This is a genomic window from Kitasatospora sp. Xyl93, from assembly GCF_055383135.1.
The window spans coordinates 4,438,160-4,454,067 of the sequence record NZ_AP029185.1 but is presented as its reverse complement, the minus strand read 5'-3'; the positions used below and the strand labels follow the sequence as shown (position 1 = coordinate 4,454,067).

The 15,908-nt window shown below is 76.4% G+C and carries 8 protein-coding genes and 1 pseudogene; 4 read left to right on the top strand and 5 right to left on the bottom strand.

Translation table 11 applies throughout. The features are described from left to right. Positions 1-380 precede the first annotated feature (380 nt). Both ACZ5GH_RS19975 and ACZ5GH_RS19970 read right to left on the bottom strand, forming a co-directional pair. A pseudogene (locus tag ACZ5GH_RS19975) lies at positions 381-1,673 on the bottom strand (PP2C family protein-serine/threonine phosphatase); the annotation flags it as partial. A gap of 205 nt (positions 1,674-1,878) precedes the next feature. Beyond that, a complete protein-coding gene (locus ACZ5GH_RS19970) occupies positions 1,879-3,252 on the bottom strand; it encodes an NAD(P)/FAD-dependent oxidoreductase (protein WP_464336848.1) in 1,374 nt (457 codons plus the stop codon). Between the two features lie 554 nt (positions 3,253-3,806). Between ACZ5GH_RS19970 and ACZ5GH_RS19965 the strand changes: the two genes are divergently transcribed. Both ACZ5GH_RS19965 and ACZ5GH_RS19960 read left to right on the top strand, forming a co-directional pair. After that, the gene (locus ACZ5GH_RS19965) at positions 3,807-4,694 is read left to right on the top strand and encodes a TetR/AcrR family transcriptional regulator (protein WP_387759136.1); all 888 of its coding nucleotides are present in this window, start codon (positions 3,807-3,809) and stop codon (positions 4,692-4,694) included. Positions 4,695-5,032: 338 nt separating this feature from the next. Then, on the top strand, positions 5,033-7,285 hold the full coding sequence (locus tag ACZ5GH_RS19960) for a sigma-70 family RNA polymerase sigma factor (protein WP_464334930.1): 2,253 nt from the start codon (positions 5,033-5,035) through the stop codon (positions 7,283-7,285). 104 nt (positions 7,286-7,389) lie between these two features. On the opposite strand, the gene ACZ5GH_RS19955 is transcribed toward ACZ5GH_RS19960, so the two are convergent. From ACZ5GH_RS19955 to ACZ5GH_RS19945, 3 genes are all read right to left on the bottom strand, one after another. After that, positions 7,390-8,094, bottom strand: coding sequence for a DsbA family oxidoreductase (locus ACZ5GH_RS19955; protein ID WP_464334929.1), 705 nt, complete (start codon positions 8,092-8,094; stop codon positions 7,390-7,392). Between the two features lie 99 nt (positions 8,095-8,193). Then, complete coding sequence (locus ACZ5GH_RS19950) at positions 8,194-8,715, bottom strand: universal stress protein (RefSeq protein WP_464334928.1); 522 nt, start codon at positions 8,713-8,715, stop codon at positions 8,194-8,196. Positions 8,716-9,190: 475 nt separating this feature from the next. Then, a complete protein-coding gene (locus tag ACZ5GH_RS19945; protein WP_464334927.1) occupies positions 9,191-11,326 on the bottom strand; it encodes an asparagine synthase-related protein in 2,136 nt (711 codons plus the stop codon). A gap of 815 nt (positions 11,327-12,141) precedes the next feature. On the opposite strand from ACZ5GH_RS19945, the gene ACZ5GH_RS19940 reads away from it, so the two are divergent. Together ACZ5GH_RS19940 and ACZ5GH_RS19935 are read left to right on the top strand one after the other, a co-directional pair. Then, positions 12,142-13,569 (top strand): MFS transporter, encoded by a 1,428-nt coding sequence (locus tag ACZ5GH_RS19940; RefSeq protein WP_355264844.1) that lies wholly within the window; start codon positions 12,142-12,144, stop codon positions 13,567-13,569. Positions 13,570-14,136: 567 nt separating this feature from the next. Continuing rightward, a complete protein-coding gene (locus ACZ5GH_RS19935; RefSeq protein WP_387759125.1) occupies positions 14,137-15,711 on the top strand; it encodes a TROVE domain-containing protein in 1,575 nt (524 codons plus the stop codon). The last annotated feature ends 197 nt before the right edge of the window (positions 15,712-15,908 follow it).

The window sequence follows — 15,908 nt, the reverse complement described above, 5'->3', positions numbered from 1 at the left end:
CGCCTTCCAGCGGGCCCTCCGGGCTTCGTTCTTTCGTGTTTCCAGCTTATCAGATGTTTTCCGCTCCGTTTCCAGGGCTTCGTTCATCCAACTCGCCGGTGCCTTCCGGGGTTTGACGCCCCGTCCGACGTTTCAAACTCTAGCCGATCCCCGCTCCGAAAAGCGAATCCGGCCGCAAACCGATAAAATGCGCACGCCAAATACGCACCAGGCCGCGACGTGAATACGACGAAGCGACCCGGCCCGAACCGGGAAGTGGTGTTTCAAGGGATTGGCTGCCCCGGGACCGTCCGCGCTGATGCGTGTCCGGTGCTCCCTGCCAGGCAGCTCGAAGAACACTAGACCTCTGGGGTGTCCGAGTCAAGCGGCGCAAGCGGATTTTCCGCGTCCTCCTCCGCCGGCAGCTGGAAGGCCAGGACGGCGACGTCGTCGTCGTGCTCGGAGGTCACGCCCATCGCCCGCAGCAGCCGGGCGCAGATCACCTCGGGGGCGCCGATCGCACCGGTCAGGGTGCGGGCCAGGAGGTCGAGCCCCTGGTCGATGTCCTCGTCGCGGCGCTCCACCAGTCCGTCGGTATAGAGGACGCCGGTCGTGCCGGGGAGCAGCCGCAGGGTGTGGGAGACGTGCAGGCCGCCGCCGGTGCCGAGCGGCGGGCCGTTCTGTTCCTCGCTGCGCAGGATGGTGCCGTCCGGGCAGCGCAGCAGGACGGGGAGGTGTCCGGCGGAGGCGTAGGAGAGGGTGCGGCGCCGCGGGTCCCAGACGGCGTAGGTGCAGGTGGCGATCTGGTTGGCGTCGATCTCCATGGCGAGTCCGTCGAGCAGGCGCATCACCTCGTGCGGGGGCAGGTCGAGGCGGGCGTAGGCGCGGACGGCGGTGCGCAGCTGGCCCATGACGGCTGCGGCGCGCAGGCCCCGGCCCATGACGTCGCCGATGACGAGGGCCGTGCGCCCGCCGTCGATGGCGATGACGTCGTACCAGTCGCCGCCGACCGCGGCCTCGGCGCCGCCCGGCTGGTAGGTGGCGGCGACCCGCAGGCCGGCCGGCTGGTCGAGCTTCTGCGGGAGCAGGCTGCGCTGGAGGGTGACGGCGGCCTCGCGCTGGCGGCGTTCGGCTTCGCGCAGGCGGGCGGCGGCGAGGACCTGGTCGGTGACCTCGGCGGCGAAGATCAGCACACCGGCGGGCGGCCCCTCGGCGGGGGCGTCGCCGTTCTCCCCGGCGCCGAGCGGGACGCAGGAGACGTTGTAGTAGCGGTTGCCGGTGAGGCCGAGGATGCAGCGGGCCTTGACGCTGCGCGGGCGGCCGCCGCGGATGACCTGGTCCATCAGGGGCAGGACGCCCATGGTGGCGAGCTCGGGGAGCGCTTCGGCCGCCGGCAGGCCGGTGTGGCGTTCGCCGAAGAGCTCGCGGTAGGCGCGGTTGGCGTAGCCGAGCTGGTGGAGCGGCCCGTAGGTGACGGCGACCGGGGCGGGGATGCGGTTGAGGACCTCGCGCAGGTTCTGGGGTTTGTGCGGGTCGGGGAGTTCGGCGGTGGCGGCGGGGCTGGTCGGGTCGCGGGGGCTGGGCACGACGACGCCGTCGGGGCAGGGCGCACCGTCCTCGGTGCCGGTCCCGTCGGGCGGGACGGCACGCCAGGGGACTCCGGTGAGCCGGGCGCTCCAGCGCATGAGGTTCAAACGACGGCCGCTTCCTCGTTTTCCAGGCATATCATCACTTTTTGTGTGCACAACAGCACACGGGGTAATGACCAGTCGGGCTGATCCTGTCAGGCGGAGGCCCGGTTCCGGAAGTCGCGCGCCCGGCGTGGCCGTCCGATCCGTCGCCCGTTTCGCCCACCGGTCCGTCGTCCGGTCGGCCGTCGGCCCGGGTCGGAGGGTGCGGTCACGGGGGAGCGTCCGGTCCGGCGTCGGACGACCGTCCGGACCTCGGGTCGAACCCCTTCTCGAAGGCCGAACGCGGGTGCTCCATCGCGCCCAGCGAGACCGCTTCGCGGGAGAACACCCCGCCGAGCATCCAGTCCACCAGCACCCGCACCCGGCGCTCGGTGCTCGGCAGCCGCCGCAGGTGCCGCGCCCGGTGCAGCCACCAGGCGCGGCGGCCGGTGAGCCTGCGGCCGCGCCGGGTGTGCGCGACGGCCCGGCGCGGGCCGAGCGAGGTCGAGCAGGCGGCGGGGCCGGGCCGGTAGTCGGCCAGGCCCGGGGCGTGCGGCCCGCCGTCCAGGGCCACCACGACGTTGCGGGCGAGCAGTTCGGCCTGGGCGAAGGCGTGCTGGGCGTTGGGCGCGCAGGGGGCGCCGTCCGCGTTCGGGTCCGGTACGGCGGCGCAGTCGCCGGCCGCCCAGACGCCGGGCAGGGCGCGCCCGTCCGGTCCGACCGCCTGCAGGGTGGCCAGACATCGCACCCGGCCGAGGGTGTCCAGCGGCAGGTCGGTCTCGCGCAGCAGCGGGGAGGGCCGGACACCCGCCGTCCAGACCAGGGTGCGGGCGCCGAAGCGGCTGCCGTCGGAGAGCGCCACGACCCGGTCGACGGCGGACTCCAGGGTGGTGTCCAGCCGGATGTCGACGCCGCGCTCGCGCAGTTCGCCGAGGGTGTGCGCGGCGAGTTCGGGCGACTCCTCGGCGAGGATCCGGCCGGTCGCCTCGACCAGGACCCAGTGCAGGTCCTCGGCGCGGACGTTGTGGTAGCCGCGCACGGCGGTGCGGGCCATGTCCTCCAGTTCGGCGAGCGCGCCGACGCCCGCGTAGCCGGCGCCGACGAAGACGAAGGTGAGCGCGGACTGCCGCAGGGCCGGGTCGCGGGTGGCGGACGCGAGGTCGAGCTGCTCCAGGACGTGGTTGCGCAGGCCCACCGCCTCGCCGACGGTGGAGAAGCCGAGGCCGTGCTCGGCGAGGCCTGGCACGGGCGCCGTGCGGGAGACCGAGCCGGGGGCCACCACGAGGACGTCGTAGGGCAGTTCGACCGGGGCGGGGGGTTCGCCGGGGGCGGCGGCGTCGGCGAGGGCGAGCCGGGCGGCGTGTTCGATCCGGGTGATCCGGGCGGTGAGCACCCGGCAGTCCGGCAGGACCCGGCGCAGCGGGACGACCACGTGTCTCGGGTCGATCGAGCCGGCCGCCACCTCGGCCAGCAGCGGGTGGTAGGTGAAGTAGGCCTGGGGCTCGACGACGGTGATCTCCACCTCGCCGCGCCGCAGCCGGTCCCGCAGGGCGCGCTGGAGGTGGAGTGCGGCGGCCGTTCCGGCGCAACCGCCGCCGGCGATCAGGATCCTGATGGTGCACCTCCTGCCGAAGCGACGTGTCCTCCCGGCCGCCCCGCGGCCGGGGGTGTGCCCCCGTTCACGCCCCCTATGAAGGACCGGCGGGGGTGGTCTTGTCCACAGTCCGTACGGGGCTGGTTGCGCCTCGGGTGACCCACGGGGCCAGTTGTGCCTACTGGGCGACTTTCTGACGCACTTTCGGCCTCGGAGAGTGGTGAACTATGGTCGGATTGTGTACCGGAGCGGCCGTCGCCATGACAATCGACGACGACGCACCGTGGAGCGGCCACTACGGCCTGTTCCAGCGTTGGCGTGAGAACCCGACTGGGGGACAGTCATCCGGGGAAGGGTAGTTCCCGGACAGGGCCCCGGACGGTGCCGACGCGCCGAGCCGGTCGTGGACCCGGCACGGCGGCACGAACCGTGGTCACCGGAACCGGACGGGCGGCACGAGCAATGGGTCATCGGGTCATTTCTGACGGGCTGAGCTGCACCGGGGGGTGCAGGGGCGGGCGACGACAGGGTCCGGATTCGGACGCCTGCGGGGGAGAGTTGGGATGATGGATCAGGAGCAGGTGTTGGGGCGGGCGGGTGCACCGCAGGCCGGGGCGGGCATGGTCCCCGAGCAGCGCGGCCCGGTGGACCTGCCACCGCAGGGCGGGCTGCCACAGGCCGGAACGGTTCACGCCGCGGTCCCGTACCGGGTCGAGCCCGCACCGGCCGCGCCGGTGCCCGGCGCCCGGCTGCGGGTGGACGCGCGGCGGAACCTGGAGAGCGTGCTGCGGGCGGCCCGCGAGGTGTTCGGCGAGTTCGGCTACGGCGCGCCGATGGAGGAGGTCGCGCGCCGGGCCGGGGTCGGGGTCGGCACCGTCTACCGGCGCTTCCCGAGCAAGGAGGTGCTGGTCCAGCGGATCGCCGCCGAGGAGGTGGCGTGGCTGACCGCGCAGGCGCGGGAGTCGCTGTACGGCGGTGACGGCGCCTGGGAGTCGCTGGCCGGCTACCTGGCCCGTGCGGTGAGCAGCGGCGCCGGGCGGCTGCTGCCGCCGGAGGCGTTCCGGTACGCGGAGGAGCTGGGCCGGGTGCCCGAGCAGCGCGCGCCGGAACCGCCCGCGGCGGTCCGCTTCGACCTGCGCGGCGAGGAGGCCCGCTCGGGCGGGGCGGTCGAGCCGTCGGCGGCCGACGCCGATCCGCGGCTGCTGCTGCAGCTGCTGGCCGCGCTGGTGGCGCGGGCCGGTGCGGCGGGCGAGCTGCGTCCCGGCGTCACGGTGTCGGACGTGGTGCTGGTGCTGACCGCCTCGGTGCCGGTGCACGCGGCCCGTCCGTCGGTCTCCGTACCGGCGGCCGGCGGTTTCTCGCCGGTTTCTCCGCAGTCGGACGGCCAGCCGGTCGCCGGGCCCTCGGATCGGCTGCTGCAGATCCTGCTGGACGGCCTGCGGGCGCGCTGACGTCCGTCGGGTGTCCGGTCCGCCACGCCTGGCGGGCACGGGAGTTGGAGGGATGACCGGCGCGCGGCCGGCGTGCGCGCGCCGGGTGCGGGAGTCGCGCACCCCACCGTCGCACGCTGGGCGAACACCGTCGCGACGGCCCCTCGGAGGGGTGGAAGGCGGCCGGTACGGCTACCGCCGTTCCCTGCGCTATGCCATCCTTTGCCCGTGGTTGGAGCCAATGTCCCGATGCGCGCCGTTCGCGCGCCATCGGCGCCGTACGCCGGGGAACCGTGCGCCCACGCACTCCCGCGCGCCCTGCCACACTGCGGGGGCTGTCGTGGAATCTGGGGTCCGTTGTGAGCGCCGAGGAACAGAACGACTACGGGTACGGCCTCGACTTCGGGGGCCTCTCCGGCGATGCCGCCGAGGGGTCCGCCGCGGGCCCCCGCAGTCTCGGCGGCACCGGCGGGACGGCCCAAGTGCCGGGCGCCGCAGCGGGTTCGGCCGCCGGGCAGGTCCCCGACCAGGCCGGCATGCCCGGCCGCGAGACGCTCTCCGCCTCCGCCGCCGCGCTGCCCCCGGGCCGGGTGCCCGGGCAGGCCCCGGCGGGCCGGGGCGGTGTCGCCCCCGAGGCGTTCGTCGGCGACCCGTTCCCCGGTGACGGCCGGACCGCCCGGCCGACCGTGCCCGCCCCCGCCGACCCGGTGGACGGCGAGCGCCCCGCCTCCGACGCCGAGTTGACCGCCCGGGTGCGGGCCGGCGACGACGCCGCCTACGAGGAGATCTACCGCCGGCACGCCGACTCGGTGCGCCGCTACGCGCGCACCTGCTGCCGGGACAGCTTCACCGCCGAGGACCTCGCGGGCGAGGTCTTCGCCCGCACCCTGCAGGCGCTGCGGGCCGGCAAGGGTCCCGAGTTCGCCGTCCGCGCCTACCTGCTGACCGCCGTGCGCAACGTCGCCGCCGCCTGGCACCGCAGCGAGCGGCGCGAGCAACTCGTGGACGACTTCGCCGTGTTCGCGCAGACCTCGGCCGCCGTCGTCGACTTCGACCTCGCCGACCCGGGCGCCGACGCCTGGGCGATGGCGATGGCCGACCAGCGGATGGTCATGCAGGCCTACGCCGAACTCCCCGAGGACGACCGGGTGGTGCTCTGGCACACCGAGGTCGAGCGGGAGTCCCCGAAGACCGTCGCGGTGATGCTCGGCAAGACCGCCAACGCCACCGCCGTCCAGGCCCACCGGGCCCGCGACCGGCTCGCCGCCGGGTTCCTCCAGGCGCACGTCTCGGGCAGCCAGGACAGCTCGTGCGAGGCGTACGCCAACCGGCTCGGGGCGTACGCGCGCGGCTCGCTGCGCAAGCGGGCCTCGGCGGAGGTCGGCCGGCACCTCCAGGAGTGCGACCGCTGCACGGCCGCCTGCCTGGAACTGACCGAGATCAACACCGGGCTGCGCGCCCTGCTGCCCGGCGGGGTGCTGGTCTGGATCGGCGTCGGCGGGTTCGGCGCCGCCGCGGCCGCCGTGGGCGGTGCCGCGGCCGTCGGCGGTGCGGCAGCGGCCGGGACGGCCGCCGCGACCGCCGGGTCCTCGGGAGCCGCGGCCGGTGCGGCCGGTGCGGCAACCGCCGGCTCGACCGGTGCGGGCTCCGGCGGGGCCGCCGCCGCGGCGGCCGGCGAGGGTCTGGGCACCGCCGCCAAGGCCGGGATCGCCGCCGCCATCGCGGTGGCCGCGGCCGCCGTCGCCGCGTACGCGCTCACCGGCTCGCCCGAGCCGAAGCCCCCGGTGGCCGCTCCCCCGGCCACCAGCGCCCCGGCCGCCGCCTCCCCGGCCCGGCCGGTGGCCCCGCCCGCCGCGGCACCGGTACCGGCCCCGGCGCCGCCCGGCGCCGCCGCTCCGGCCCCCGAGGCGCCCGCGACGAGCCCCGGGGCCAAGCCGGCCCCCAGGCCCACGCCGACTCCCCCGCCCGCCACCACCCGGGCGCCGGAGCCCGTCGCGCCCGCGCCCAGCAGCCCGAAGGTGCCGAGGCCGACCATCGTTCCCCCGGTCGTGACCGTGCCGACCCTGCCGCCGGTGCCCACGCCCGACGTGCCGGTCGTCCCGACGCCCACCCTGCCGCCGGTGCCGACCCCGACCGTCACCACGCCCGCGCCGCCCGTGCTCAGCGACTACTGGGGCAACTCGCTGCCCGTGCTCAAGCCCGGCAACAACCGGGTGCCGCCGTCCGAGCCGAGCATCCGGCAGAAGGGCAGCGACAAGTTCTGGCAGCGCGACGGCGGCTGGATCGGCGGCGGCTACCACCCGCACGCGATCACCGTGCACGCCCCGGCGACCACCGTGATCGACCTCAACCGCGGCTGCACGTCCTTCGACGCGGTGGCCGGGGTGGACGACGCCACGCTCTCGCCGGGCGGGGTCGTCTTCTCCGTCCAGGGCGGCGACGGCACCACCCTGTGGCGCTCCCGCGCGCTGGCCGTCGGAGACGACCCGGTGCCGGTGCACGTGCCGCTGGCCGGGCAGAAGTCGGTCAAGCTGGTGGTCACACCGGTGAACGGGATCTGGTCGGCGATGAACGTGGCGGACTGGGCCCAGGCCCGCTTCCGGTGCTCGTGACCGGGGCGCGCCCCGGGCGGTCGTGACGGAGGCCCGCTCCAGGACTCCTGGAGCGGGCCTCGTCCGCGGGGTGCCGCGGGGCCTGCCGGGGGCGCGGCGGGCCGTCAGATCGCGCAGGAGCCGTCCGCGCAGGCCTCTCCGACCGAGGCGACCTGCACCGGGGCGGGGCGGCGCTCGCCGATCTCCGCGGCGACCTGCTCCAGCACCTTGCCGAAGGTCGCGGCGTCCTGGCCGCCCTGGACGGCCCACTTGCCCTCGAAGACGAAGGTCGGCACGGCGCTGATGCCCAGCTCCCGGCCCTCGGCCAGCTGGGCGTTGACCTCGGCGGTGCCCTCGTCGCCCGCCAGGTAGGCGGCCACCCGGTCCCGGTCCAGCCCGGCCGACACGGCGACGTCGGTCAGCGCGGCGCGGTCGCCGACGTCGACGCCGTCGGTGAAGTGCGCCTTCAGCAGGGCCTCCTTCAGCCGCCCCTGGACGGCCGCGCCGTACTCGGCCTCGGCGAGGTGCAGCAGGCGGTGGCCCAGGAAGGTGTTGGCGTGCAGCGCGGCGTCGAAGTCGTACGTGATGCCCTCGGCGAGGCCCAGCTCGGCCACCCGCGCGTCCATCGCCACCGACTGCGGGCCGTAGCGCTCGGCCAGCCAGGCGCGGTGCGGGCTCGCGGTCGCGGGGGCGTCCGGGACCAGCTGGTACGGGCGGTAGACCACCTCGACCTGCTCCTTGCCCGGGAAGTCCGCCAGGGCCTCCTCGAAGCGGCGCTTGCCGATGTAGCACCAGGGACAAGCGATGTCGCTCCAGATCTCGACCTTCATGCGGGGGCTCCAGGGGCGTGTGGTTCAGACGGTACGAGATAGGTGAACGGTGAACCATCTCGGTACATTCCCGGCACTCCGGCCGGCATCCCAGGCCGGTCAGGCCGCGGGCGGCGCCGGGACCACCAGCACCGGGCAGGCCGCGTGGTGCACCACCGCCGAGCTCACCGAACCCATCAGCAGCCGGGCGAAGCCGCCGTTGCCCCGGGTGCCGATCACCAGCGTGTGCTGCCGGGTCGCCGCCTCCAGCAGCACCTCGATCACATTGCCCAGCACCACGTGCAGCGACAGCTCCCCCGCGTACGGCGCGGGGCGCTGGCGCTGCACGGCGGCCACCGAGCGGCGCAACCCGTCCGCCATGCTCTCCACCAGCGTCTCCACGCTCTCCTGCACCAGCTCCGCCATCCCCGGGGGGTAACCGGTCGGCGCCGGGTTGACGACGGCGAGCACGTACAGCGGCAGCCCGAACAGCTCGGCCTCCGTCATCGCCCGGTCCAGCGCCCACAGCGACCCGTCCGACCCGTCGCACGCCGCCAGCACCCCCGGCGTCCGACCCGCCGGCGGGCGCCCGAGCACCGACAGCACGACCGGCACCTCCCGCTCCGTGCTCCCACCGGCCACCGCACACCCTCCTCACCCCGGATCCACACCCCCGCCATCATCACCGCCCCGGCGACCCGCACCCGGCAACCGCGCCGCAGGGCGGAGAGCGGGGCGGGGCGGCGGACGGGCGGGTCGGCGGAGCGGCCCAGGGAGCGCCTGGACCGGCCGGGGACCGGCGCGGCCTGGCGAGGCCAGCGAGGCGGGGCAGCGGTCACAGATGAGGGGCTGCCCGGCGAAGCGGAACGGCGGCGAGCAGGACTGGACGGGCGGGCCCCGGGAGCGGCGCGCGGAGCGCCCGGACCAGGGCCGGCCAGAGGCCCGAAGGCGACCGAGACAACCGGATGGGGACCGGCGCGGCCTGGCGGCCAGGCGCCAGCACGACGGGACGGGGTGGCCGGCGGGGCGGGGAGCACCCGGAGGGAGCCGGCACGGCGGCGGGCGGGAGGGCGGACGGTGGGAGGCCGCAGGGCGGGCGGGGCGCCAGGCCCGGCGGTCAGGGGGTGAGGGCGGGCTGGCGGGGCCCGGGCAGGCCGGTCCAGCAGGCGCCGTGGCGGCGGGCGCGGATGCGGCGGAGCCAGAGTTCGGTGGAGACGAGGTCGGCGAGGCCGGCCAGGGCGGCGGCGGAGAGGGGCGTGGCGGGGTCGGCGGCGTGGGCGAGGTCGGCGCGGACGGCGGGCAGGTCGATGAGGCCGGCCTCGGCGAGCAGCGGGGCGTCGAAGAGTTCGGCGAGGCCGTCGGCGGCGAGGCGCAGTCCGGCGCGGGCGGGGGCGGTGCGGTCGGGGCGGGGGCCGCGGCCCCAGTCGGGGGGCAGGTCGGTGCGGCCGGCGCCGGTGATGACGGCGTGCAGGAGGGCGTGCCGGGCGCCGGGCTGGAGGCGGACGTCGTCGGGCAGCAGCCGGGCGGCGCGCACCACCTGGTTGTCGAGGAAGGGCGCGTGCAGCCGCTGTCCTGGCTGTTCGGCGGCGTGCACGAGCGTGCGGAAGGAGCGCGCCTGCCGGTAGAGGGCGTGCCGGGCCCGGTGCGCGCCGGGGTGTTCCTCGGGGGCGGGTTTGCGCGCCGCCAGGCGGAGCCGCAGCGCGACCGAGGAGAGCGCCTCGTCCGAGAGCCAGCGGGCAGCCGGGCCGGGCACGCACCAGGCGAGGTCGACGGCCGAGCGGGCCCCCGCCGTACCGGCGTCCTCCTGGACGTGGCGGGCGGTCAGCCTGGCGGCCGCCTCGTCCAGCGCCTCGGCGTAGCGGACCCGGGAGAGCCGGTGGGCGGCCCGGACCACGGTGAGCGGGGTGCGCAGCGCGCCGGTGAGGACGCCCGCGGCGGCCCGGTCGGCGCCGGCCAGCGCGGCGACCGGGGACAGGAGTTCGCGCGGCCGGCCGGCCCGGATGAGGTCGGCGAGCCGGGCCGGGTGCCCGTCCAGCACCTGGCGGGCGCCGTAGCCGGTGAGGTGGTCGGTGCCGCCCGCGTCGAAGCGGGCCTCGGCCCGGGCAGCGGCGACGAGTTCGGGTCCGGGCTCGTCGGTGAGCCGGCCGGCCTGCGGGTCGGCGCCCGGCCCGGCGTACGGGAGGGTGTCCGGGGCGGGGTCGAGCACGGTGTGCCGCAGCCGCGGGGTGTCGGGGGCGAGCGCGAGGCCGGCCGGGGGCCCGGTCTCGCCGAGGGTGACGGCGGCCAGCCGCTCGAGGGCGGCGGGTTCCCGGACGGCGGCGGCGCGGGCCCAGGATCCCTTGACCGCGCCGCTCCTGGCCCCGGCTGTGGCCGCCCGGGCCGCCGCGGCGGCCGTGGGCGCCGGCGGCAACGGGACGGCGGCGGCGAGCAGGGCGACGGTCGCGGAGGCCGTCCCGTACGAGAGGTCGACGCCGAGCCGGGCCCGCCCGGCCGGGTCGAGCACCGGGCCGGTGGTGCGGACCCGGGAGCGGACGGCCTCCAGCAGGGCTCGGGTGAGTTCGCGGACGGCGGGCGCCTCGCCCCGCGGCTGCTCGCCGCCCGGGTCGTCGTAGCCGGACAGGTACGGGCGGCCGCCGCGGACGCCGAGCACGTGGCCGGGCGGCACCCGCTGGACGCCCAGGTACGGGGTGCCGGTGCCGAGCGCCTCCGGGGACTCGGGGCAGGCGAGCCGGGCGGCGAGGTGGCCGGTGTCCAGCGGGGCGCCGACCAGGTCGGCGAGCGGCAGGGCGGCGGTGGCGTACGCGGTGCCGCCGGCCCACGGCGTGTGGAAGACGGGCTGGGCGCCGGCGAGGTCGGTGAGCAGCAGGGTGGAGCGGGTGCCGGAGCGCAGCACGACGGTGTAGCTGCCGGGCCAGGCGGTCAGGTGGCGGACGGCGCCGCCGCGGGCGGCGGCGAGGCCGGCGGCGAGTTCGGCGTCGGTGGCGCCGCAGTGGCCGAGGACGGCGAGCCGGGAGGTGGCGGGGGTGTCCTCGACCTGGTCGGGGGCGGTGGGCCCGGTGCTGACCACGGCGGGGGCACCGGGGCGGAGGGTGACCAGGCGGATCTCGCCGGGGCGCCAGTCGCCCACGGCCCAGAGCGGGTCGGGCCCGGTCCACAGGGGGCGCGCGGCGATCGGCTCGACCCTGCCGAGTGCCTCGTGCGCCGGAGTGCCCGCGCTCGGCACGCCCGTGCTCCAGCCCGTCAGCCACCGCATCGCGCCTCCAGCGGACGAGGACCTGCATCCGTGGGCGCGTTCGCCGTCCGCCGGGCGGCCGGGTGGTGTGCCGTGGCGGCCCGTGCGCGTCCCGGCGTGCCCCCGCAGCTCGACGCGCCGTCAGGAGACATCGTGCCACCGCGGGGCGCCGCCGGGGCCGGTGTTCCGGGTTCCGATTCCGTTCGGACCCGCCGTTCGACGGCCGGGTGCGGGCGTCCGGGCCGGTACGGGCGCGCCCGCGGGCCGGGGGGCGGCCCCGGGACCACCGCGGCACCCGATCGCTGCGGGCGGGCAAGTTCCGTGCACCGGAAGGGAGTTCGATCGTCCCGCCGATCCGGCGGGCGGGCGGGCCGGGCCTCCCCCTCCCCGGCCCGGACCACCGGCGAACGCCTTGACATGGGCATCGCGAGATGGCCGAAAGGCGTCGCCCAGCCCGGGAGGGCATCCGCATGCCCTCCCGGACTTCACCGCCGCCCGCGGGGATTGAGGCGGCGGCATCCCCCGGCCCGCCGGGTCCTCGACGGCAGGCCGACCCACGACCACCAGCGAATCGCCGACCAGCCGGTCGGGCCAGGGGGCACGGCCGGGCGCACGTGAACACGGGACCGGAGCACGACGCTCCGGCGCGCGGTGCGGTCGGCCGGATCCGAGCGGTCCGGACCAACTCCGGTGCGGCACCGCCGAGTGCGCGATCCCGCCATCCGGAATGCGACCTCTTAACCGTCGGAACGCGTCCGACTACGCTAGGTACAGCAGCTACGGCCCGGTGCCGCCCGGGCCCCGCGCACAAGGCCGCAGGAGGTGCCGCCGCCACCATGACCGTCAGCCCACGTGGACCGAACGAACGGCTCGGCACGCTCCTGACCCTCGCCCAGATCAGCAACGCCGGACTGGCCCGCCGGGTCAACGACCTCGGTGCCCAGCGCGGGCTGACCCTGCGGTACGACAAGACCTCGGTGGCCCGCTGGGTCAGCAAGGGCATGGTGCCGCAGGGGCCCGTCCCGCACCTGATCGCCACCGCGATCGGCGGCAAGCTCGGCCGGCCCGTCCCGCTGGAGGAGATCGGCCTGGGCGACACCGACCCGGCGCCCGAACTCGGCCTGGCCTTCCCGCGCGAGGTCGCCGACGCGGTCCGCTCGGCGACCGACCTGTGGCGGGTCGACCTCGACCTGCGCCGGGGCCCCGGCGGCGGACGCTGGAGCGACAGCCTGGCCGGCACCTTCTCGGTCGCCGCCTACGCGACCCCGGTCTCCCGCTGGCTGATCACCCCCGCGGACGGCTCGGTGGCCCGCGAGGTGCCGCGCTCCCCCACCGACACCTCCTCCTACCGGGTCGGCCACTCGGACGCCGCCAAGCTCCGCGAGGCCGCCCAGGAGGCCCGCCGCTGGGACTCCAAGTACGGCGGCGGGGACTGGCGTTCGTCGATGGTGCCGGAATGCCTGCGGGTGGAGGCGGCGCCGCTGCTGCTCGCCTCGTACAGCGACGCGGTCGGCCGGGCGCTGTTCGGCGCGACCGCCGAACTGACCAGGCTGGCCGGCTGGATGGCCTTCGACACCGGACAGCACGAGGCCGCCCAGCGCTATTACATCCAGGCGCTGCGGCTCGCCCGGGCCGCCGCCGACGTGCCGCTCGGCGGCTACGTGCTGGCCTCGATGAGCCTCCAGGCGGGCTACCGCGGCTTCGCCGAGGAGGCGGTCGACCTCGCCCAGGCCGCGCTGGAGCGCAACCGGGGCCTGGCCACCGCCCGCACCATGAGCTTCTTCCACCTGGTGGAGGCCCGGGCCCAGGCCAAGGCCCGCAACGCCGCGGCGTGTGCGACGGCGCTCGGCGCGGCGGAGAGCGCGCTCGAACGGGCGCGCGCCGGGGATCCCGATCCGGCGTGGATGGACTTCTACGCCTACGACCGGCTGGCCGCCGACGCCGCCGAGTGCTTCCGCGACCTCGGAGTGCCCTCCAAGGTCCGGCAGTTCACCCGTGAGGCGCTGGCCACCCCCACCGAGGGCTTCGTCCGCTCGCACGGCCTGCGGCTGGTGGTCTCGGCGATGGCCGAGGCCGAGGCGGGCAACCTGGACGCCGCGGTCGCCGCCGGCGAGCGCGCCGTCGAGGTGGCCGGCCGGATCTCCTCGCAGCGCAGCCGGGAGTACGTGGTGGAGATGCTGCGGCGGCTGGAGCCCTTCCAGGGTGAACGCCGGGTACGGGAGTTGACCGAGCGGGCCCGGGCGGTGATCGTCGCTCCGGCCTGAGCCGCGGCCCCGCACGAGCCGGCGGTAAATGGGGTGCACGCGCGGGAACGGCCTGGCTAAGGTCTCCCTCGTCCAGGTGCGCAGGCAGAGGTTACTTCCAACTCCTCATTGGGCAGGTCGCGGGTTCGAGTCCCGCCACCGGTACTCGTGCCGGTGTAGCTCAGCGGCAGAGCGGCTTCGTCACCTCAGCCGCCTTCGATCTCTGGACACCCATACCTGAATAGTTCGTTCCGCACCTCCCGGTGCGACGGCAGCGGTTACTTCTGGTAGACGCCGGTTCTCCGGCGTAGCGGTTCGAGCCCGCGAAACACCGCCGCCATCCTGATCTCGGGAGGCAGTGCGCTCCGGAGTGCCCGGTGCGCGGGCGGGGGTTACTTCGGATCTTGCGGTTCCGGGTTCGAATCCCGGGCGGCCGTGCGCGAGCGCGGCCGGTAGCTCAATCCGGTAGAGCACAAGGCATACACCTCCGCCGACGCCGGCCGTCCCACGGCCGGCACGATCTCGGGCACGCCGCACCGCAGCACGCCTCCCTCCCACCGACACCAGCAGGCCGAGGGGGGCTTTCGCATGTCCAGGTTCAACTTCCGCGGGGCCAAGGCGGCTCCGACTTCGCCGGTGGCCACCACCGGGCGGCTCACCCGCAACCACAACGGCGGCGTCGGCCACGTCCGGGACGCCAGGTCCGAGCTCTTCCTGCTCGCGATCGCCAACATGGTCGGCCAGGACGCCTTCCACGAGCGCGGCGGCGCGCGCGACGACCGCTACACCGCACTGGTGCGCGAACTCGCCGTCGCCGAGCCTGAGTGGACCCTCGGGCTGCTGCGCTGGCTGCGCCACGGCGCCCAGATGCGCACCGCCGCCCTGGTCGGCGCCGCCGAGTTCACCCGTGCCCGGCTGGACGCCGGCGCCCACGGCCACTCCCGGCAGGCCGTCGCCGCGGTGCTGCGGCGCGCCGACGAGCCCGGCGAGCTGCTCGCCTACTGGACCTCGCGCTACGGCCGGGCGCTGCCCAAGCCGCTCAAGCGCGGCGTCGCGGACGCCGTCCAGCGCCTGTACGACGCCCGCTCGCTGCTCAAGTACGACACCGCGGGCAAGGGCTACCGGTTCGGCGACGTGATCGAGCTGACCCACCCCTCGCCGGCCCCGGACCGGCCCTGGCAGGGTGCGCTGTTCGCGTACGCGCTGGACCGCCGGCACCGGCCGGAGGAGGCCGTCCCGCCGGCCGTCGACCGGATGCTGACCGCCAACCGCGAGCTGCTGGCGCTGCCCGTCGAGGAGCGCCGGGCGGCGGTGACCGCGGAGGGCGGCGCCGAGCGGCTGGCCGCCGCCGGGCTGACCTGGGAGGCGCTGGCGGGCTGGCTGCGGGGACCGCTGGACGCGGCCGTCTGGGAGGCGGTCATCCCGTCGATGGGTCCGATGGCGCTGGTGCGGAACCTGCGCAACTTCGACCGGGCCGGCGTCTCGGACGCCGTCGCGGCCGAGGTCGCCCGGCGGATCTCCGACCGGGGCGAGGTGCGGCGCTCGCGCCAGTTCCCGTTCCGCTACCTGGCCGCGTACCGCAACGCGCCCTCGCTGCGCTGGGGGCACGCGCTGGAGACGGCGCTCGGCCACTCGCTGGCCAACGTGCCGGAGCTGCCCGGCCGGACGCTGGTCCTGGTGGACCGCTCCGGTTCGATGTTCGACCGCTCCGGCGGGCCGACCGAGCTCAACCGGGCGGACTCGGCGGCGATCTTCGGCACCGCGCTGAAGGTCCGGGCCGAGGAGGCGGACCTGGTCGAGTTCGGCACCACCAGCCGGGTGGTCGAGGTCGGCCGGGGCGAGGCGGTGCTGCGGGTACTGGAACGTTTCTCCAGCCTCGGCGGCACCAACACCGCCGACGCCGTCCGCGCCCACTACCGCGGCCACGACCGGGTGGTGATCGTCACCGACGAGCAGACCGGCCCGGGCCACCGGGGCGACCCGCTGGCCGCGGTCCCGGCCCAGGTGCCCGTCTACACCTGGAACCTGGCCGGCTACGCCACGGGCCACGGCCCCGGCGGCGGCGCCCACCGGCACACCTTCGGCGGCCTGAGCGACGCGGCCTTCCGGCTGATCCCCCTCCTGGAGTCCGGGGCGAACGCCCACTGGCCCTGGGAGGGGTAGCGGAGCCCGCGCCGGCCGGGCGGGGAACGGGGGGAGGAGCCATCACGGGGGTGTGGCTCCTCCCCCTTCTCCACCGGCGGCCGGGCTGACCGCGCGGCGGGCCGGGCGGCGGGCCGGGCGGGCGGGCGGCGATCGGGCGGATGAGCCCGGTCACAGGCCCGGCCGACGACCCCCGACAGCCCCGTAGACTCGGGTGA

Bases quoted from the DNA above. Each gene is read 5' to 3' on its own strand.
- ACZ5GH_RS19945 (WP_464334927.1), bottom strand. From the start codon at position 11,326: ATGCGGTGGCTGACGGGCTGGAGCACGGGCGTGCCGAGCGCGGGCACT.
- ACZ5GH_RS19955 (WP_464334929.1), bottom strand. From the start codon at position 8,094: ATGAAGGTCGAGATCTGGAGCGACATCGCTTGTCCCTGGTGCTACATC.
- ACZ5GH_RS19965 (WP_387759136.1), top strand. From the start codon at position 3,807: ATGATGGATCAGGAGCAGGTGTTGGGGCGGGCGGGTGCACCGCAGGCC.
- ACZ5GH_RS19940 (WP_355264844.1), top strand. From the start codon at position 12,142: ATGACCGTCAGCCCACGTGGACCGAACGAACGGCTCGGCACGCTCCTG.
- ACZ5GH_RS19935 (WP_387759125.1), top strand. From the start codon at position 14,137: ATGTCCAGGTTCAACTTCCGCGGGGCCAAGGCGGCTCCGACTTCGCCG.